16 protein-coding genes and 1 tRNA gene are annotated in these 17,517 nt (G+C 36.6%); all 17 read left to right on the forward strand.

The features are described 5' to 3' along the window. Nucleotides 1-62 precede the first annotated feature (62 nt). Complete coding sequence (locus DRF57_RS01020) at nt 63-3,161, forward strand: efflux RND transporter permease subunit (RefSeq protein ID WP_084085686.1); 3,099 nt, start codon at nt 63-65, stop codon at nt 3,159-3,161. A gap of 238 nt (nt 3,162-3,399) precedes the next feature. Beyond that, nucleotides 3,400-3,960: a hypothetical protein gene (locus tag DRF57_RS01025; RefSeq protein WP_115916395.1), complete on the forward strand. Its 561-nt coding sequence runs from the start codon at nt 3,400-3,402 to the stop codon at nt 3,958-3,960. Nucleotides 3,961-3,970: 10 nt separating this feature from the next. Further along, on the forward strand, nt 3,971-5,062 hold the full coding sequence (locus DRF57_RS01030) for an HTTM domain-containing protein (RefSeq protein ID WP_157969865.1): 1,092 nt from the start codon (nt 3,971-3,973) through the stop codon (nt 5,060-5,062). Nucleotides 5,063-5,353: 291 nt separating this feature from the next. After that, the gene (gene tuf / locus DRF57_RS01035; protein WP_034687396.1) at nt 5,354-6,565 is read left to right on the forward strand and encodes an elongation factor Tu; all 1,212 of its coding nucleotides are present in this window, start codon (nt 5,354-5,356) and stop codon (nt 6,563-6,565) included. Between the two features lie 54 nt (nt 6,566-6,619). Next, nucleotides 6,620-6,690, forward strand: a tRNA-Trp gene (locus DRF57_RS01040). 12 nt (nt 6,691-6,702) lie between these two features. Further along, the gene (secE, locus tag DRF57_RS01045) at nt 6,703-6,909 is read left to right on the forward strand and encodes a preprotein translocase subunit SecE (RefSeq protein ID WP_047493559.1); all 207 of its coding nucleotides are present in this window, start codon (nt 6,703-6,705) and stop codon (nt 6,907-6,909) included. A gap of 18 nt (nt 6,910-6,927) precedes the next feature. Next, entirely contained in the window at nt 6,928-7,470 is a 543-nt protein-coding gene (gene nusG / locus DRF57_RS01050) for a transcription termination/antitermination protein NusG (protein WP_039369546.1), read from the forward strand. Between the two features lie 441 nt (nt 7,471-7,911). After that, nucleotides 7,912-8,532: a hypothetical protein gene (locus tag DRF57_RS01055; RefSeq protein WP_115916399.1), complete on the forward strand. Its 621-nt coding sequence runs from the start codon at nt 7,912-7,914 to the stop codon at nt 8,530-8,532. An 11-nt stretch (nt 8,533-8,543) separates the two neighbouring features. Beyond that, nucleotides 8,544-9,191, forward strand: a complete 648-nt coding sequence (locus DRF57_RS01060; protein ID WP_115916401.1) for a hypothetical protein — start codon at nt 8,544-8,546, stop codon at nt 9,189-9,191. Between the two features lie 5 nt (nt 9,192-9,196). Further along, nucleotides 9,197-9,865, forward strand: a complete 669-nt coding sequence (locus DRF57_RS01065; protein ID WP_084085676.1) for a hypothetical protein — start codon at nt 9,197-9,199, stop codon at nt 9,863-9,865. Between the two features lie 522 nt (nt 9,866-10,387). Further along, entirely contained in the window at nt 10,388-10,831 is a 444-nt protein-coding gene (gene rplK / locus DRF57_RS01070) for a 50S ribosomal protein L11 (protein ID WP_047493571.1), read from the forward strand. Nucleotides 10,832-10,842: 11 nt separating this feature from the next. Continuing rightward, nucleotides 10,843-11,535, forward strand: coding sequence for a 50S ribosomal protein L1 (gene rplA / locus DRF57_RS01075; RefSeq protein ID WP_047493574.1), 693 nt, complete (start codon nt 10,843-10,845; stop codon nt 11,533-11,535). Nucleotides 11,536-11,553: 18 nt separating this feature from the next. After that, entirely contained in the window at nt 11,554-12,138 is a 585-nt protein-coding gene (rplJ, locus tag DRF57_RS01080) for a 50S ribosomal protein L10 (protein WP_115916404.1), read from the forward strand. Nucleotides 12,139-12,184: 46 nt separating this feature from the next. Beyond that, on the forward strand, nt 12,185-12,550 hold the full coding sequence (gene rplL, locus DRF57_RS01085; protein ID WP_047493581.1) for a 50S ribosomal protein L7/L12: 366 nt from the start codon (nt 12,185-12,187) through the stop codon (nt 12,548-12,550). Between the two features lie 320 nt (nt 12,551-12,870). Next, nucleotides 12,871-13,299: a hypothetical protein gene (locus DRF57_RS01090; RefSeq protein WP_123863265.1), complete on the forward strand. Its 429-nt coding sequence runs from the start codon at nt 12,871-12,873 to the stop codon at nt 13,297-13,299. Between the two features lie 130 nt (nt 13,300-13,429). Continuing rightward, nucleotides 13,430-14,560, forward strand: a complete 1,131-nt coding sequence (locus DRF57_RS01095) for a hypothetical protein (RefSeq protein ID WP_115916408.1) — start codon at nt 13,430-13,432, stop codon at nt 14,558-14,560. A gap of 37 nt (nt 14,561-14,597) precedes the next feature. After that, on the forward strand, nt 14,598-17,198 hold the full coding sequence (locus DRF57_RS01100; RefSeq protein ID WP_115916410.1) for a T9SS type A sorting domain-containing protein: 2,601 nt from the start codon (nt 14,598-14,600) through the stop codon (nt 17,196-17,198). The last annotated feature ends 319 nt before the right edge of the window (nt 17,199-17,517 follow it).

Here is a 17,517-nt window from a genome sequence, read left to right on the forward strand (position 1 = left end):
TGAAAATAGATGTAAAAATAATTTTATTTCAACGGCTTTTTTAGGTCATCAATTTATCTATCATGAATAAATTCATTAAAAATATAATCGCTTTTTCATTAAAAAATAAAGCATTTACCTTTATCTGGGTAGCTATTCTGGCCATCGCCGGCTTTATAAGTTTCAAGAACATGCCGATTGAAGCTTTTCCGGATGTTACCAATACCCAGATTGTAATTATTACCCAGTGGAATGGGCGTAGTGCAGAAGAAGTAGAACGTTTTGTTACTACTCCCATCGAATTAGCTATGAGCCCGGTTCAGAAGAAAACCAGTGTGAGGAGTACTACCATGTTTGGACTTTCCATTGTTAAAATTCTGTTTGACGATGGGGTGGACGATACTTTTGCCAGAAATCAGGTGAATAACCAATTAAGAACCATTAGCCTTCCTGATGAGGTAGATCCCGAAGTACAGCCACCCTACGGGCCCACCGGGGAGATTTTCAGATATACCCTGGAAAGTAAAACAAAAGATTCCCGTAAATTGCTTACCCTTCAAAACTGGGTCATTGACCGTGCTTTGAGAGGAGTGCCGGGAGTAGCAGATATTAATGTTTTCGGAGGGCAGGATAAAGTTTTTGAACTGAGTATTGATCCACGCGCGCTGGATAAATACAATTTAACTCCTCTGCAGGTATATGATGCTGTGACCAAAAGTAACCTGAATGTTGGAGGAGATGTCATTGAAAAAAATGGGCAGGCTTATGTGGTAAGAGGAATAGGTTTGGTAAAATCTGTAGCTGATATAGGAAATATCACCATCCTGAATGACAGCGGGAACCCTGTTTTGGTGAAAAATGTAGCCGAAGTGCATGAAAGTTCTATGCCCAGGGTAGGGCAGGCGGGTCTGAATAACCATGAAGATACCGTAGAAGGGATTGTGGTAATGAGAAAAGGAGAGAATCCAAGAGAAGTTTTAATAGGTGTAAAAGCTAAAATTAAAGAACTCAACGAAAAGATTCTTCCGAAAGATGTAAAAATGGTAACCTTTTATGACCGGGATAATCTGATGGATTTTACGACACGTACCGTGATGCATAACCTTATTGAAGGAATTATTCTGGTAACGGTGATCGTTCTTATCTTTATGGCAGACTGGAGAACTACGCTGATTGTTTCCATTATTATTCCCTTATCTCTGCTGTTTGCATTTTTATGTTTAAAATTAGCCGGGATGAGTGCCAATCTACTTTCATTGGGAGCTGTTGACTTTGGAATTATCATTGACGGAGCCGTCGTCATGGTGGAAGGACTCTTTGTAATGCTCGACCATAAAGCCCATAAATATGGAACAGAAAAATTCAATAAACTGGCAAAAGGAGGCTGGATCAAGCAAACCGGAACCGGGTTGGGAAAAGCTATCTTTTTCTCAAAGTTAATTATCATCACTTCTCTGATTCCTATTTTCTCATTCCAGAAAGTGGAAGGAAAGATGTTTTCACCTCTGGCTTTTACTTTAGGATTTGCATTGATAGGTGCATTGATATTTACATTAACCCTTGTTCCCGTTCTTTCTCATATCCTTTTAAATAAGAATGTAAAAGAAAAAAACAATCCTTTTGTCAATTTCTGGGACAGAATTGTGTTAAAGGGCTTTAATATGACCTTCAGGCATAAAAAGACCAGTATGATCGTTGCCATCTCCTTCCTGGCGCTGACCCTGTTCTCAGGTAAGTTTCTTGGAACGGAATTCTTACCTCAATTGAATGAAGGTTCTTTGTGGATTACGGCAGAAATGCCGATGAGCTCATCATTAAAAGAATCCCTTAAAACAGCAGACCTTTTAAAGAAAGATATTATGAGCTTTTCCGAAGTGACTGATGTGCTGGCTCAGACAGGTAGAAGTAATGATGGTACCGATCCCAATGGATTTGGATTTGTACAGTTTGCTGTAAACCTTAAACCCAGAGAAGAATGGAAACGTAAGATCACTTATGAAGAATTAATTAATGAAATTGATAAAAAGCTTCGGAGCTACCAGGGAATTACATTCAACTATTCTCAGCCGATTTCAGATAACGTGGCTGAAGCAGTAGCCGGTTTTAAAGCTGAAAACGGGATTAAAATCTATGGGGACAACTTAGAGACTCTGGATAAGCTGGGAGAAGAAGTTTTATTAAAAATTAAAGATGTAAAAGGGGTAAAAGATCCGGGAATCATTAAAAATATAGGTCAACCGGAAGTAAGTGTTGTTTTAGACCGGGATAAAATGGCTGCGTACGGAGTAATGCCCGCTGATGCACAGGCAGTTCTGGAAATGGCTTTTGGAGGAAAAACAGCTTCCGAAATGTTTGATGGGGAAAGGAAATTTCCGATTCGTCTTCGTTATTCCCAGGAATACAGAAAAGATGAAAATGATATTGCCTCCCTGATGGTACCTACCCAAGATGGGGCAAAAATTCCATTGAAGGAAATCAGTACCATTGTAAAAGATAATGGGGCTGCATTTATTTACAGAGATAATATAAAAAGGTATATAGGTGTGAAGTTTTCAATCAGAGACAGGGATCTGGGGAGTACCATTGCCGATGCTCAGAAAAAAGTGGAAAAAATTGAGCTTCCGGATGGATATTCTATAGGATGGACAGGCCAGTTTGAAAACCAGCAGCGTGCCTCACACAGATTGGCTCAGGTAGTACCCGTGAGTATTTTGATGATCTTCTTTCTGTTATTTATCCTGTTTGGAAATATAAAAGATTCACTTCTTGTATTGGCTAATGTACCTTTTGCACTGATAGGAGGAATTATTGCCTTGCATGTGACGGGAATAAACTTTGGTATTTCTGCAGGAGTAGGGATGATTGCCCTTTTGGGAATCTGTATTCAGAATGGGGTCATTCTTATTACAGAGTTTCATCAGAATGTAAAAGAAGGAATGGATATAGATACGGCTATATTAAGTGGTGTTAAATCCAGAACAAGACCGGTGATTATGACAGCACTTATGGCGTCTATCGGATTAATGCCCGCTGCTTTATCTACGGGAATCGGCTCAGAATCTCAAAAACCCCTGGCAATTGTAATCATTGGGGGGTTAATTACGGCCACTGTCCTTACCCTACTTATTTTCCCTATTATTTTCTGGATTTTCAACAGAACCAAAAAATTACGGTCAATTTAACATTGTTTTTATATAATTTCGCCTCAGGTTTTCCTGAGGCGAAGTCTTTTTTTAGCTTTCTCTTGTATGATTTCAATTAAAATAATTAAATTGGCAAATTAATTATAAACAAATGATAGCTGCAAAAATAATGGGTTCCCCATCTTTACGACATTTGTAGAAAAGTTCTCCTTATTCTCAAAACTTAGGCTTATAAAAGCTTATAATATGTCTTAATTTACAAATGTTAAAACACAATATGAAACACTACAAGAAATCGGTTCTCTTTCTATTTGGATTTTTAATCATCCTGCTGCCTTTGCAGCTGATTTTTAAAATAAATATTGAAGAAACTTATCCATCCTTTAATTTTCCGGGATTTTCTTCATATCCTATAAAAGATGGAAAGTATATTAAATTTACGAAAACAACTTCCCATGTCTTTTTTAAAGACGGGGCTGATAGTATTTTAACCAAAAATGATTATTTGGGAGACCGAATACCAAGAACGATACAGATCACCCTGATCCAAAATTTACTTTTTCCTAAGAAATATCCGGTTTTGGATAGCCGGATAAACAGCTTGCCTCTCTATAAAAAGGAACTTTACCTGTTGAAAAAATCTATTCTTAACCGGAATATTAAAAAAGTAGATTTAAACGAAAGCAAAAAATTCATCGTAGAAAAATTAAGAGAAAGGTTTCCGGATAAAGAAGTAACTGGAATAGAAGTGGTCAATGAAACTAAAGATTTCGATATCACAACAAGAAAAATGAATGATACAGCGATCCGGGATACTGTACTGAGTTTCCGATTTTAAATTAACGATGATGAATAAACTAAAAGAACTTCCCTTTACCAGTTACCATCCAAGCTATGAGTTTCTGGCTTTTTACCGAATATTTTTCTCTATGTTCCTATTATGGACAGGAGTGTCAGATAACAGCTGGATTCATTCTATTCCTAACAGTGCAATGCATCCGCCGATCAGCATACTGTCTTTTATAGATTTCATTCCCTCAGGAACCTTTTTTGTGCTATGCAGATATATAATGTATCTCGGATTGTTGTTGATCATGATAGGCTACAAGCCGAGGATATTTGCCATACTTTATATGGTGATCTATGTATTGACCAGTAATTATGCCTATTCTTTTGGAAAAGTAAATCATGATTTCGTTTATACCCTGCCAATTTTAATCATGGCATTTTCTCCATGGAACAGAACCTACAGTTTTTTTCCGGAACCTGTAAAAGAAACTGATGGACCGGCCAAGTCGTGGCCTCTATTTATGATAAGCCTTATTTTTAGTTTCGGAATGTTTACCGCCGGATTTTCTAAAATTTTAGGAGGATGGCTAAGTATGGATACCCAATATACACAGATCTTTTTTAGCCAGTACAGATATATTATAGGTTGGAATGATTTTCTTTCAGATTTCTATGACGGAATAAATTCTAAGATATTTTGGGAATTTCTGGATTATTTTACTGTCTTTTTTGAAACAGTTTTTATAATAGCCTTTCTTTATCCGAAGTTTTTCAGGTTTATGCTTTTGATAACCGTCTTTTTTCATCTGAATGTACTTCTGATGCTGAATATCTCATTTATGTATTCAATAGGTTTGTATACTCTTTTCATTCCTGCTTATTTGCTTCCTGTAGGTTTTAGAAGTAAAGTGAAAAAAATACTTACCCATATATTTAACCCGAATTATCGATTGATTGCACTTGCACTGATCGTTCTGTATTTATTAATTCTTGGCTTCTTCGATATCAATACCATCGGCTTTATTTGTAATGAATTTTTCTCTTTTATTGCTTTTGGCCAGAATTCTACATCGCTGATCATGATGGGAGGAGCTTTTCTGCTGGCTTTATACTTATTTATACGGTCGTTGAGGAAATTGGATGTCAAATGATAAATACACAGGGATTTAATGATGATTATAGAACAATACTAAAGATTGAAATAACAAATTTTATTCTTTTATATATTGGGTTTCAGGGTTTTTCGGAAAAGGTTTCTTAAAGTTTTTTTCAATTCAGAAAATTGTGTAAATTTGCAGTCTCAATACATTGAAATATAAGGTTTGTACTTCATTGGATTTGAATATTGAAACTTTTTTCAATAAAAAGGTTTTGGTATTTAAAAATTCATTATATTTGCACACCGAAAATTTGAAAAACAATAAATAAATAATTTTACAATCATGGCAAAGGAAACGTTTAATCGTAACAAACCACACTTGAACATTGGTACTATTGGTCACGTTGACCATGGTAAAACAACTCTTACAGCTGCTATTTCTGCTGTATTAGCTAGCAAAGGTCTTGCTGAGAAAAAAGACTTCTCTGCAATTGACTCTGCTCCAGAAGAAAAAGAAAGAGGTATTACTATCAATACTGCTCACATCGAATACGAAACTGAAAAAAGACACTATGCTCACGTTGACTGTCCAGGTCACGCCGACTATGTTAAGAACATGGTAACTGGTGCTGCTCAAATGGATGGGGCTATCGTAGTATGTGCTGCAACTGACGGTCCAATGCCTCAGACTAGAGAACATATCCTACTTTGCCGTCAGGTAAACGTACCAAGAATCGTTGTTTTCATGAACAAAGTTGACATGGTAGATGACCCTGAGTTATTAGAGCTTGTTGAAATGGAACTTAGAGACTTATTGTCTACTTACGAATTCGACGGAGATAACTCTCCAGTAATTCAAGGTTCTGCATTAGGAGCTCTTACAGCAGCTACTGCATCTCCTGCTAACACAGAAGATAAGTGGTTCAAGAGCGTTGAAGAATTGATGGATGCTGTTGATACTTGGATCGAGCAACCACCAAGAGATACTGAAAAGCCATTCTTGATGCCAATCGAAGACGTATTCTCTATTACAGGTAGAGGTACTGTAGCAACTGGTAGAATCGAGGCTGGTGTTATCAACACTGGAGATCCAGTTGATATCGTTGGTATGGGTGATGAGAAATTAACTTCTACTATTACAGGAGTTGAGATGTTCAGAAAGATCCTAGATAGAGGTGAAGCTGGAGATAACGTAGGTCTATTGTTGAGAGGTATTGAAAAAACTGACATCAAGAGAGGTATGGTTATCGCTAAGAAAGATTCAGTTAAGCCACACAAAAAATTCAAGGCTTCTGTTTATATCCTTTCTAAAGAAGAAGGTGGACGTCACACTCCATTCCACAACAAGTACCGTCCTCAGTTCTACGTAAGAACTACTGACGTTACAGGTGAAATCTTCTTACCAGAAGGTGTAGAAATGGTAATGCCAGGAGATAACTTAGAGATCACTGTAGAATTGTTACAGCCAATCGCTCTTAACGTAGGTCTTAGATTTGCGATCAGAGAAGGAGGTAGAACAGTTGGATCTGGTCAGGTTACTGAAATCTTAGATTAATATCTTAAAATAAATAAAGCTTCCGCAAGGAATCTCTTGCGGAGCTTTTTATCTACGGGCATCGTCCAATGGTAGGATACCGGTCTCCAAAACCGTTGATCAGGGTTCGAATCCTTGTGCCCGTGCAAATATAAATTATGAGTTCATTTGTCGATTTTTTAAAAGGTTCTTATAACGAATTCAGACATAAAGTTGAATGGCCAAAATGGGCTGACCTTCAGTCTTCTACTATTGTAGTGACTATTGCGACAGTTATTCTGGCATTGTTTACCTTTGGAGTTGATGAATTGTTTTCAAAAGCAATCAGCAACATCATCGGAATACTAATCAACTTGTTCAATTAATTAAAAGTATTTTCCATAATGAGCGAATTGAAATGGTATGTGCTGAAAGCAATCAGCGGACAGGAAAATAAAGTGAAAAACTATATTGAGACAGAAATCAAACGTTTAGGGTTTGAGCAGTACGTTACTCAAGTGGTTATTCCTATGGAAAAGGTTATTCAAATTAGAAACGGTAAAAAAGTTCCTAAAGAAAGACCTTACTATCCTGGTTACTTAATGATTGAAGCTGAGTTAATGGGAGAGATTCCCCATGTTATCAAAAACATTCCCGGAGTAATATCTTTCTTGAGTTTAACAAAAGGAGGAGATCCAGTTCCAATGAGAAAGTCTGAAGTAAACAGAATGCTTGGAAGAATGGATGAGCTATCAGAATTTGCCAGCGATGTGGAAATTCCATATATCGTAGGAGAGAATGTAAAAGTAATCGATGGCCCTTTCAATGGATTCAACGGTACTGTTGAAAAAATTCTTGAAGATAAAAAGAAAATTGAAGTTTCTGTACTGATCTTCGGTAGAAAAACTCCAATGGAGCTTAGCTATATGCAAGTAGAAAAAGTATAATAATTACTTATATAATATAAAAAAGGCTGCTGTAAAGCGGTCTTTTTTTTGTTTACTCTTGTATCAAGAAATAAATTTCTATTCTGTACTGCTTCCTGGATTTTCTGATTACTTATGTGTACTTAAGTTCGTATTAATATATCCCTATATTATCATTCTTTTGTCAATGTTTCTATAGAGAGCTTTGCCATTATTGGAATGATCACCTTCATACGATAAAGATTACTTTGATTGATGTTATCAATGATTTCATATTCATTATTTTCCCTTATATGGCATACTTATTGTAACCAATCAACCAACTAATCCATAAAACTTTATATTTTTCTTATTTGATACACTGTTCAGCAGAAGTATTAAACTTTTGTGTCTATATCGGAGATCAAAAATTGGGAATTTCAACATGAAGAGGCGACTTCTACAATAAACACACATAATTCAATGATTAAATTAACTTCGATGCTCCTTTTAACGGGTGCTGTCGCGTTTGCAAACGCGCAGGTTGGTATCAATACTGCAACACCGGAAAAGGAACTTACCGTTAACGGGACCATGAAAACATCAGGGATGGTCTTCAAAAAACCAATGGAAAAGCTGGGTGCAGACGAAAACTATACTTTTGTCATCAAATCTCCAGCTCCGGAAAACAAAATTACAGCCTATAATGATTCTTTTGTTCCCAATTCCCCGGCACCCATTAATATTATCCAGTTTAAAATCACATGTGACCCTTCAGATAAAGACTGGGTTAATCAATTTGATACTAAGATCAATTCTAAGAAATTCCTTGTTGTCATTTCTTCTTTTGGATTTACCCAACCTACCAGAACTTATTCTGCAGATTGGTTGACTCCGGTACCTCAGATTTTTGCATATTCTTCGGGAGGAACCTGGAAACTGAAAGCAGATTATCAGGGATTTTCTCCTGATTCATCATTGTCTACAGGAGAATGGACTCTCAATTTATTGGTGTATGACAGATCATATGCTAAGGAATTCAATACTACCCAAGATCTTAAAGCTTCTACTACCGGTGCAGCAGCAGCACCATTAATTCAATAAAAACATAGATAATGAAAAAAATTACCACAATAATCTTTGTAGCTTTTGCCGCTTTGAGTATGAATGCTCAGGTTGGTATCAATACTGCTAATCCTAAAGGAACTTTAGATGTAGAAGGTGAAACATTAGTTGAATCTTATTTGGTAGATACTGAAAATGCAACGGCAAGAGGAAATTATCTTCTTCTTACCCGTTCAAAAGACACTTCACCTGTAGGTAAAGTAAAACTGCTGGATATTACGCTGCGTAACGTAGCACCTGTTAATATGTATAATGTTGTTCTGAAAAATGTGAAACAGGATGAAGTCGTTAACCTGAATACAGGTTTAGATGCCGATAAATATGTTGTTGCCATTACAGGAGCTGTTTTTACGGGTGCCGTATCAGCAGCCAACACTTCTACTAATCCGAAATCTTACGGCTCTTATTCTACAGAAGTAAGCCAGATTGTAAAAGCCGGAAAGAAATTTCACGCAATAAATTTAAGTTTTAAAGGTGCCAGTACTGTTTCTTCGGTTAACGGAACATGGTCTCTTACTCTTAATGTTTTTGAGAAATCATTGGTTAAAGACTGGGGAACTTTCAACGGTTCAGTTTCAGCTTCATCATCACCAGCTTATTCGGGAGTTTCAACTAATACGCCTTTAGGGCTTCAATAAAAGATATGATAAGAAAAATTTATATTACGATTATAATGGGTCTGGGAATATTTTTAAATGCACAGACTGGTAAAGTAGGTATCAAAACAGATAAACCCACGGAAACCCTTGATGTCAACGGGAAAACATATACCAACTCTTTATACCTTAGAAATCCGGGAGAACCTACAATGACAGGAGGTAGTTTTTTGGCGACTTCTGAAAATGCTCTTCAGCTGTATGATCCGAATCTGGAAAGCAGCGGATTATTCAATTATCTAAAACTTACCCTTACAGGAGTATCTGGTACCGGAATTGCAGATTATGACACAAAAATAGATGCTAATAATTTTCTGGTTATCCTTCATAACTATTCATTTAAGCTTAATGATGGAACTACCAATGTAATGCTTGATTATGGTGATAACGGGATCAATGATAATAAGCAGGGCTCACCGGATGTGACAGCATTCAAAAGTAATGGGACATGGCATATAAAAGCGAAGTTTTCAGATAGCAGAATTATTGCAACCAATACTTCCACTCCGTCAAGAACCTACAATAATTTTACGGTAGACCTTTATCTGATGGCTTATAGAAGATTGATCACAAAACAGAATATCACTGATGTGAATGCCAATCTTGGAGGAACAGACGGCTCTACACAAACAATCAGTAAACCATCCGGTTTCTAATTGATAATATTATAGATAAAAAAGACTGCTTATAGCGGTCTTTTTTATTAATACCAGAGCCTAACCTTATACCATCTGAAACAGACTTAAAGAACCTCCTGTGGTTGGGATATAAGACAAGATGGAATAGAGGTGAGATTTTGAAGAGCAATGTAAATGATAAAGATAAAATAAAGAAACAGGTATAAAATTGATCAGAAAATAAAATTTCTTAGCATAACAGATAAGAAAAATGGGTGCCCCATTTTTATTTTAAAATGAATGAATTTGTTTTTGGTTTCCCCAATACAAATTATATCCTGAAGATAGCCTTAAAAAAGTGGAATGAACTGATAATCTGAACTTCTATATATCAATTAATTTCTGAAAACTTTTTAAAAATAGGCAATATCCGTTTGTAGTTTCAAAAATATTTTATACTTTTGCAATCCGAAAAGTAGGTTTATTGTTATGTGAGTGCATAACCTACTGAATAATAAATGCTTCCAAACTCATTAATTATTCAAACTAAAAAAAATTAAAATGGCTAAGAAAGTCTTTAAAATGGTAAAGCTTCAGGTGAAAGGTGGCGCAGCTAACCCTTCTCCACCAGTAGGTCCAGCATTGGGTTCTGCAGGTGTGAACATCATGGAGTTTTGTAAGCAATTTAACGGAAGAACCCAAGACAAGCCAGGGCAAGTTTTACCTGTAGTAATTACAGTATACGAAGACAAATCTTTTGAATTCGTAATTAAAACTCCACCTGCAGCGATCCAGTTAATGGATGCAGCTAAGATCAAAGGAGGTTCCGGTGAACCAAACAGAAACAAAGTAGGTTCTGTATCTTGGGATCAGGTAAAGAAAATCGCTGAAGATAAAATGGCAGATCTTAACTGCTTTACAATGGACTCTGCACTTTCTATGGTAGCTGGTACTGCTAGATCTATGGGATTAAAAGTAACAGGAACTAAACCAGCTAACGCTTAAAACTTATTGAAATGGCAAAATTAACAAAAAAGCAAAAAGAGGCTTTAAGCAAAGTAGAGAAAGGTAGAATCTATAACCTTGAAGAAGGTTCGGCTCTTGTAAAGGAAGTAAACACTACAAAGTTTGATGCTTCTGTAGATATCGCTGTAAGATTGGGTGTAGATCCAAGAAAAGCAAACCAAATGGTAAGAGGTGTAGTATCTCTTCCTCACGGAACTGGTAAAGATGTTAAAGTATTAGCTCTTGTAACACCAGATAAAGAAGCTGAAGCTAAAGAAGCTGGAGCTGATTATGTAGGTCTTGACGAATATTTACAAAAAATAAAAGATGGTTGGACTGATGTTGACGTTATCGTTACTATGCCAGCTGTTATGGGTAAATTAGGTCCATTAGGTAGAGTATTAGGTCCAAGAGGTTTGATGCCTAACCCTAAATCAGGAACTGTAACTATGGAAATTGGTAAAGCAGTAACTGAAGTGAAAGCTGGTAAAATTGATTTCAAAGTAGATAAGTATGGTATTATCCATGCTGGTATTGGTAAAGTATCTTTTGATGCTGCTAAGATCAAAGAAAATGCTCAGGAACTAATCCAAACATTAGTTAAAATGAAGCCTACGGCTGCTAAAGGAACTTATGTGAAAAGCATCTACTTGTCTTCTACAATGAGCCCAGGTATTGCAATTGATACAAAATCTGTTAACTAATATTAAATCCTTAAGACGATGACAAAAGACCAAAAAGTTGTAGCAATACAAGAGATCAAAGACTTGCTTCAGGATGCAAAAGTAGTATACGTAGCAGATCTAGAAGGATTGAACGCTGCTAAGTCTTCAGACTTCAGAAGACAGGCTTTCAAACAAAATATCAAAGTAAAAGTAGTAAAAAATACACTTTTACAAAAAGCAATGGAGCAAATTGACGGGGTAGATTTCTCTGAAATGTTCCCAACATTCAAAGGTAACTCTGCAATCATGATTGCTGATACTGCGAATGCTCCTGCAAAATTAATCCAAGGGTTCAGAAAAAAAGAAGATAAGCCTGCTTTAAAGTCTGCTTACCTTCAGGAAACTTTCTATGTTGGAGACGAAAACTTAACTTCACTTGCTAACATCAAGTCTAGAGAAGAAATGATCGGAGAAATCATCGGATTACTTCAATCTCCAATTCAAAGAGTTGTTTCTGCTCTTCAAAACAAATCTGAAACAGTAGAAGCTAAAGCTGAAGAAGCTGCTCCGGCTGTAGAAGAAACTCCTGCTGAAGCTCCAGATGCTGCTGCAGAAAGCACTGAAGAAACAAGTGCTGAATAATTATACTCAAAAAATTAAATAAATAATCAACAAAAACATTACAACAATGTCAGATTTAAAAAATTTAGCTGAAACGCTAGTAAACTTAACAGTAAAAGACGTAAATGAATTAGCTACTATCCTTAAGGATGAGTACGGAATTGAGCCAGCTGCTGCTGCTGTAGTAGTTGCTGCAGGTGGTGGAGAAGCTGCTGAAGAAAAAACTGAATTCGACGTAATTCTTAAGTCTGCAGGTGCTTCTAAATTAGCTATCGTTAAATTGGTAAAAGATTTAACTGGTGCTGGTCTTAAAGAAGCTAAAGATATCGTAGACGGTGCTCCAGCTGCAATTAAGCAAGGAGTTTCTAAAGACGAAGCTGAAGCTCTTAAGAAGCAATTAGAAGAAGCTGGTGCTGAAGTAGAATTGAAATAATTTCAATTATATTCTAAATATAGAAGCCCGGGCATTTGCCCGGGCTTTTTTTGTTATCTGATAATCATCAGTTTGTCACTTTGTTTACAAGCGTATGGAGGTTTTGTTGACTTAAATTTCATAATATTAATTTATTATTATTAATTTCACATTAATTAACATAATGTATTAATATTATTCTTTAATTATTGTTATTTTTTGTATAATTTTATCATTAAAACATTGTTTTTATTGAAAAAATACTATATTTGCATCAGAAAAAAAACACAACACTATTGGATCGAAATTATTTTCTTTCGTATAGTCATATAGCATTTCTTTTGTTATTATCGACTATCGGAAAACTGAACGCAGGGTTTATTATATCTACCGCGGTAGACAAATCTGAATTGCTGCATTGTACAGGTGTAAATAATACGGATTTACACTCGCATATAATCAATAAAATTTCACAGGAACCGATAAGGGTTACTAATATCCTGCAAGCTGAGAATTGTAAGGGCAATCATCATACTTTACGACATTATCTTCGCCTTCCTAAGGATAACGATTTTATATCTTGTGCCATAAAAGGGTTTGAGATTGTTTCCGTCTGGAAGACAAGGATACAAGAGGTAGAATATTATGGAAGTACGGTGACTGTATTTGAAAAGATTAAAAGGTTTTACATCAACTCTTTTAAGCTGGTCGACGGTTTTAAGTTTATTATTAAGATCCCCGATAAACTGATCCTTCCTTCTCTACGATAATATTTCATAACAATTTTTACGATCCCCATGGGAATTATAAAGCTGTTTCATTTACAATTTTAAATGAGAGAGCTGAAGAAATGCCTTTATATAAAAACGAACACAAAAAAACAACAAAGATCAACAAAGAATGAAAAGCAAATTATTAACACTAGCACTCTTATCGGCAGGATTTTATTTATCTGCCCAAGTAGGGATTAATACAGGTGGGCCTCAAGCTACACTTGATGTGGTGGGTTTTCCATCCAATACCAATAAACTAGATGGTGTCATTGCTCCAAGGCTTACAGGAGCGCAGCTAAGTGCCAAAAATTATACGGCAGCCCAAACCGGGGCTATTGTATATGTCACAGTTGTTGAAGCTGTACCTGCCGGACAGACCGCGGCCGTTGTATCACCTGGTTATTATTATTTCGATGGGACAAAATGGGGGAACTTAGGTGCAGATTGGCGTACCGTTGGAAATGCAGGAACGACGCCTACTACGGCTGGTTTGGGAACAGATATTTCTACAGGAAACTATTTAGGGACAAGTGATGGACAGAATTTGGTATTGGCAACTCAAAAAAATGTCAAAGGAATTCTGGACTTGAATGGAACATTACGTGGTGGAAACTCCAATACTACCACAGGGCCATTTGCCTCTTTTACATGGGGATCCAATAATACGCTGACAAACAGTACTTCGTCCAATATCGCTTTAGGTAAAGATAATACCGTTTCTGCACAAGGGAATTTTCCTGCGGTAGCTATCGGATTAGCGAACACTGCTAATAATGGTGCCAAAATAATAGGGAATACCAATAATGCATCCGGAGCCAATAATTTAGTCTTTGGAAACGGAAATACAGTAACAGGAATTACAGGATTAACACTTGGAAATAATAACACCAATGATGGAGGGATTATTATAGGAGGCGGAAATACAGCAGCAACCAACACTGTTACCATAGGATCAGCAAATAATGCTTCAGGAGGCCAATCGATGGCTATAGGATTTACAGGAAAGGCATTGGCAGGACAATCTGTATATGCTAATAAAGCGCATGCCTTTTTTAATATCGGAAATGCCACCAATGCTATCGTTGGGATTAACATGATTCCTACTGCTGATACAGCTTCCGGTGCGGCTATCCAGTTAAAAGGAATTACCGGTGCTGCTTCATCCTGTACCGCGGCTGAAGAAGGAGCCATCCGCTATAATTCCACAGCAAAAGTACACGAAGGCTGCAATGGAACTGCATGGAAAGCTTTCTATTAATTGAAAAATAAACACAAAATCTTTAAAAAATTAAAAAATGACCAAAAAATTATTAGAGAAATTAGCTGTAATGCTTATGACGCTGGTGCTGTCTGTAGCAGCATTGGCACAGCAAGGCTATGAACCTATCCGAGGGATGGGAGTTGAAGCAAAACCTGTAAACAACTCAGGGATTTGCTTGGCATGTTATAATGGAAGCATGAATCCAGTGGTGGATGCCAGTTTGGATAACAGTGTAAGTATGGGAAATTTCGCTTCTTTACTGAGTGGAAACGGTATATCTGTTAAAAACAAGAATACATCATATCCGGCAGGATATATTACTGGTTTTAATGTAGACCTTGGAACAAGCTTTATTACGATTGATCTTTTAAGCTCGTTAAGAATCAGTACCTATAAAAATGGTGTTGTTCAGGAAACTACTACAAACAGTACACTTTTATCAGTACCTGCATTTGGGGGTAGCAAGAACAGAATATTCTTACACTTTAAAACTTCAAAAGAATTTGATGAAGTAAGATTGTATCAGACAAATGTTCTTTCCGTATTCAGTGCAATGAATGTGTATTATGCATTTGCATTTGATCCGGCTAAGGTACCGACAGATAACAATGGTATTTGTGATGATATTATTGCGGGAAGTGGTGTTGACGGAAATATATCCGGAAGCAGCAGTTTCCTTGCTCCACTTTCTTACGTTCAGAATAAAGAAAATATTGGGGACGGAAATAAAAACTCTTTCGGGAAAATAGTCCTTCCAATAGGATTGTTAGGGTCTTATTCAGTAGGGGTTTTGGATAAAAACCAGGTATACCCTGCGGGAAACAGAACCGGATTTGTAATAGAGCCTGATGATCAGGGTAAGCTGCTGAGTGCTGAGTTTTTGAAAAATATTACTGTAGAAACCTATTTATTTGGCCAGCTTCAGGATTCAAGACAATTATCCGATGGAGGAGGATTGATCAATATCAAAGTATTGGGGTATGGTTCCGGGAAGCAAAAAGTAACACTTACGACCACCAAACCTTTCAATGAGGTTCGACTGAAAATTACTCAGACTGTCGGGTTTAACCTGGGAGCTCTTAAGGTATATTATGCATTCGAAGAACCAATTTCTTGTGAATGTGATGATAAAATTCAAACTAGTGGCTCCGCAATACCTGGAAATCTGGTAACAGGAGGAAGCTGGACATCCGGACCTGGGTTTTTAGGTCTTATTCTGGCTAAAATGACAAGCCCGGAAGCAATTGTAGATACCAATCCTAATAATTATGCAACAGCAACAGTGCCTGCAGCATCTATTTTAAGTATTTTCTCAGCATTTGCAACGGTAAGCAGTAATGCAATGCTTCCTGCTAATACAATGGCCGGATTTACGGTAGAAAAAGCAGGAAATCTTTTGGGGGTAAGTGTACTTGAAAATATTACAGTAACCCTATATAACGGAAATACAGTAACCAATACTTTTACAAGTTCAGGAAGTCTTATCAGTGGAAACTTCTTCACGACAAACTCCAATAAGTTCTATGTAGGAGGTAAGGCTACAAAACCTTTCAACCGTATGAAGATTACCTTTAATAGCGGAACGGCTGTCCGTATTCCTCAGAGCTATTATATCTATAATGCTTTTGCGAGTAAAGATGATGATAATGACGGAGTTCCAAACTGCTTTGATAGATGTCCGGGAGGAGATGACAGTATAGATAATAACGGTAATGGTATTCCTGATTGTGCAGAAGGATGTACAGTGGTTAATGATAAGTCTCCAACATTGGATACGGATGGTGACGGTATTGTTGATGCATGTGATTTTGATTCTGACAATGATGGTATTCCTGACTCAATGGAAGATTTTGATGCTAACGGTAAGTTTGAAGACGATGATATGGAAGGTGATATTTTAATTACTTCTATATTGGGAGACAGTGTTCCGAATTATCGTGATTTGGATTCTGACAATGACGGCGTGTTGGATTTATTTGAATCAGGTATTCCAACATCAGTAATCAATCAGATTGATGCAGATCATAATGGGGTTATTGATAGTGGTGTTGCAGTAGGAAACAATGGTCTGGCAGATGTATTGGAAACGTATCCAGATTCAGGAACTTTAAAATATCCTATTCAGAATACGGATGGAGATGGTTTACCTGACTTCCTGGACCTGACTTCCAATGGTTCGGATCTTGACCTGTATAAGATTGGAAAAGGAAATCTTGATACTATGGGTGGTGGATTCATTTCTACAATTGATGACAAAGACAGAGATGGTATCCAGGCTGTTGTAGATACAGACCTTGTGAAGAGAGGAGCTCCAGATTCTCCACTTTCGCCATATGCTTCACTGTTGAAAAATGCATCGATGAAGACTGCAAAAATTACCGGGGCTTCAGATGTAACAGAAGTTGCCAATGATGTTAAAATATACCCTAACCCGGTAAAAGCTGGAGAAAATCTTTCGATCACAACTGCAGAAGACGGCGTTTATACTTTATACTCTGCACAAGGGCAGGTAGTTAAGTCAGATAAATTGAATCTTCGTACAGGTATTGATACCTCTTCATTACCTATGGGAATTTATATTATTAAGATAGAAACTAAATCAACGGTAAAATCTTATAAGGTTATTGTGAAATAATTATAAGAAATCTTAGTGTTTATGGAGGCTGCTCAGAAATGGGCAGCTTTTTTATTTTAATGTCCTCAAAATGAGGCGTATTATTTGTAATTGTGGATAACTTTTTGTATCTTTGCCCCTCTTTTGGCGCTAAAAATTGTTTGTAAATTTATAAAATACTAAAAATCAACTCTTTCAATGTAAATCATGAAAGGGATTTCGTATTTGTAGATACTGCGGTAATACTGCCTCAAAAGTAATAAAAATATTTTGCATTACGCTGTGAAAAGATATACCAGCGTTGCAGTTAGGAATAAGACTGTAAGAATAAAGAAAAAAG

Source organism: Chryseobacterium rhizosphaerae (assembly GCF_003385455.1).
GTDB lineage: Bacteria > Bacteroidota > Bacteroidia > Flavobacteriales > Weeksellaceae > Chryseobacterium > Chryseobacterium rhizosphaerae.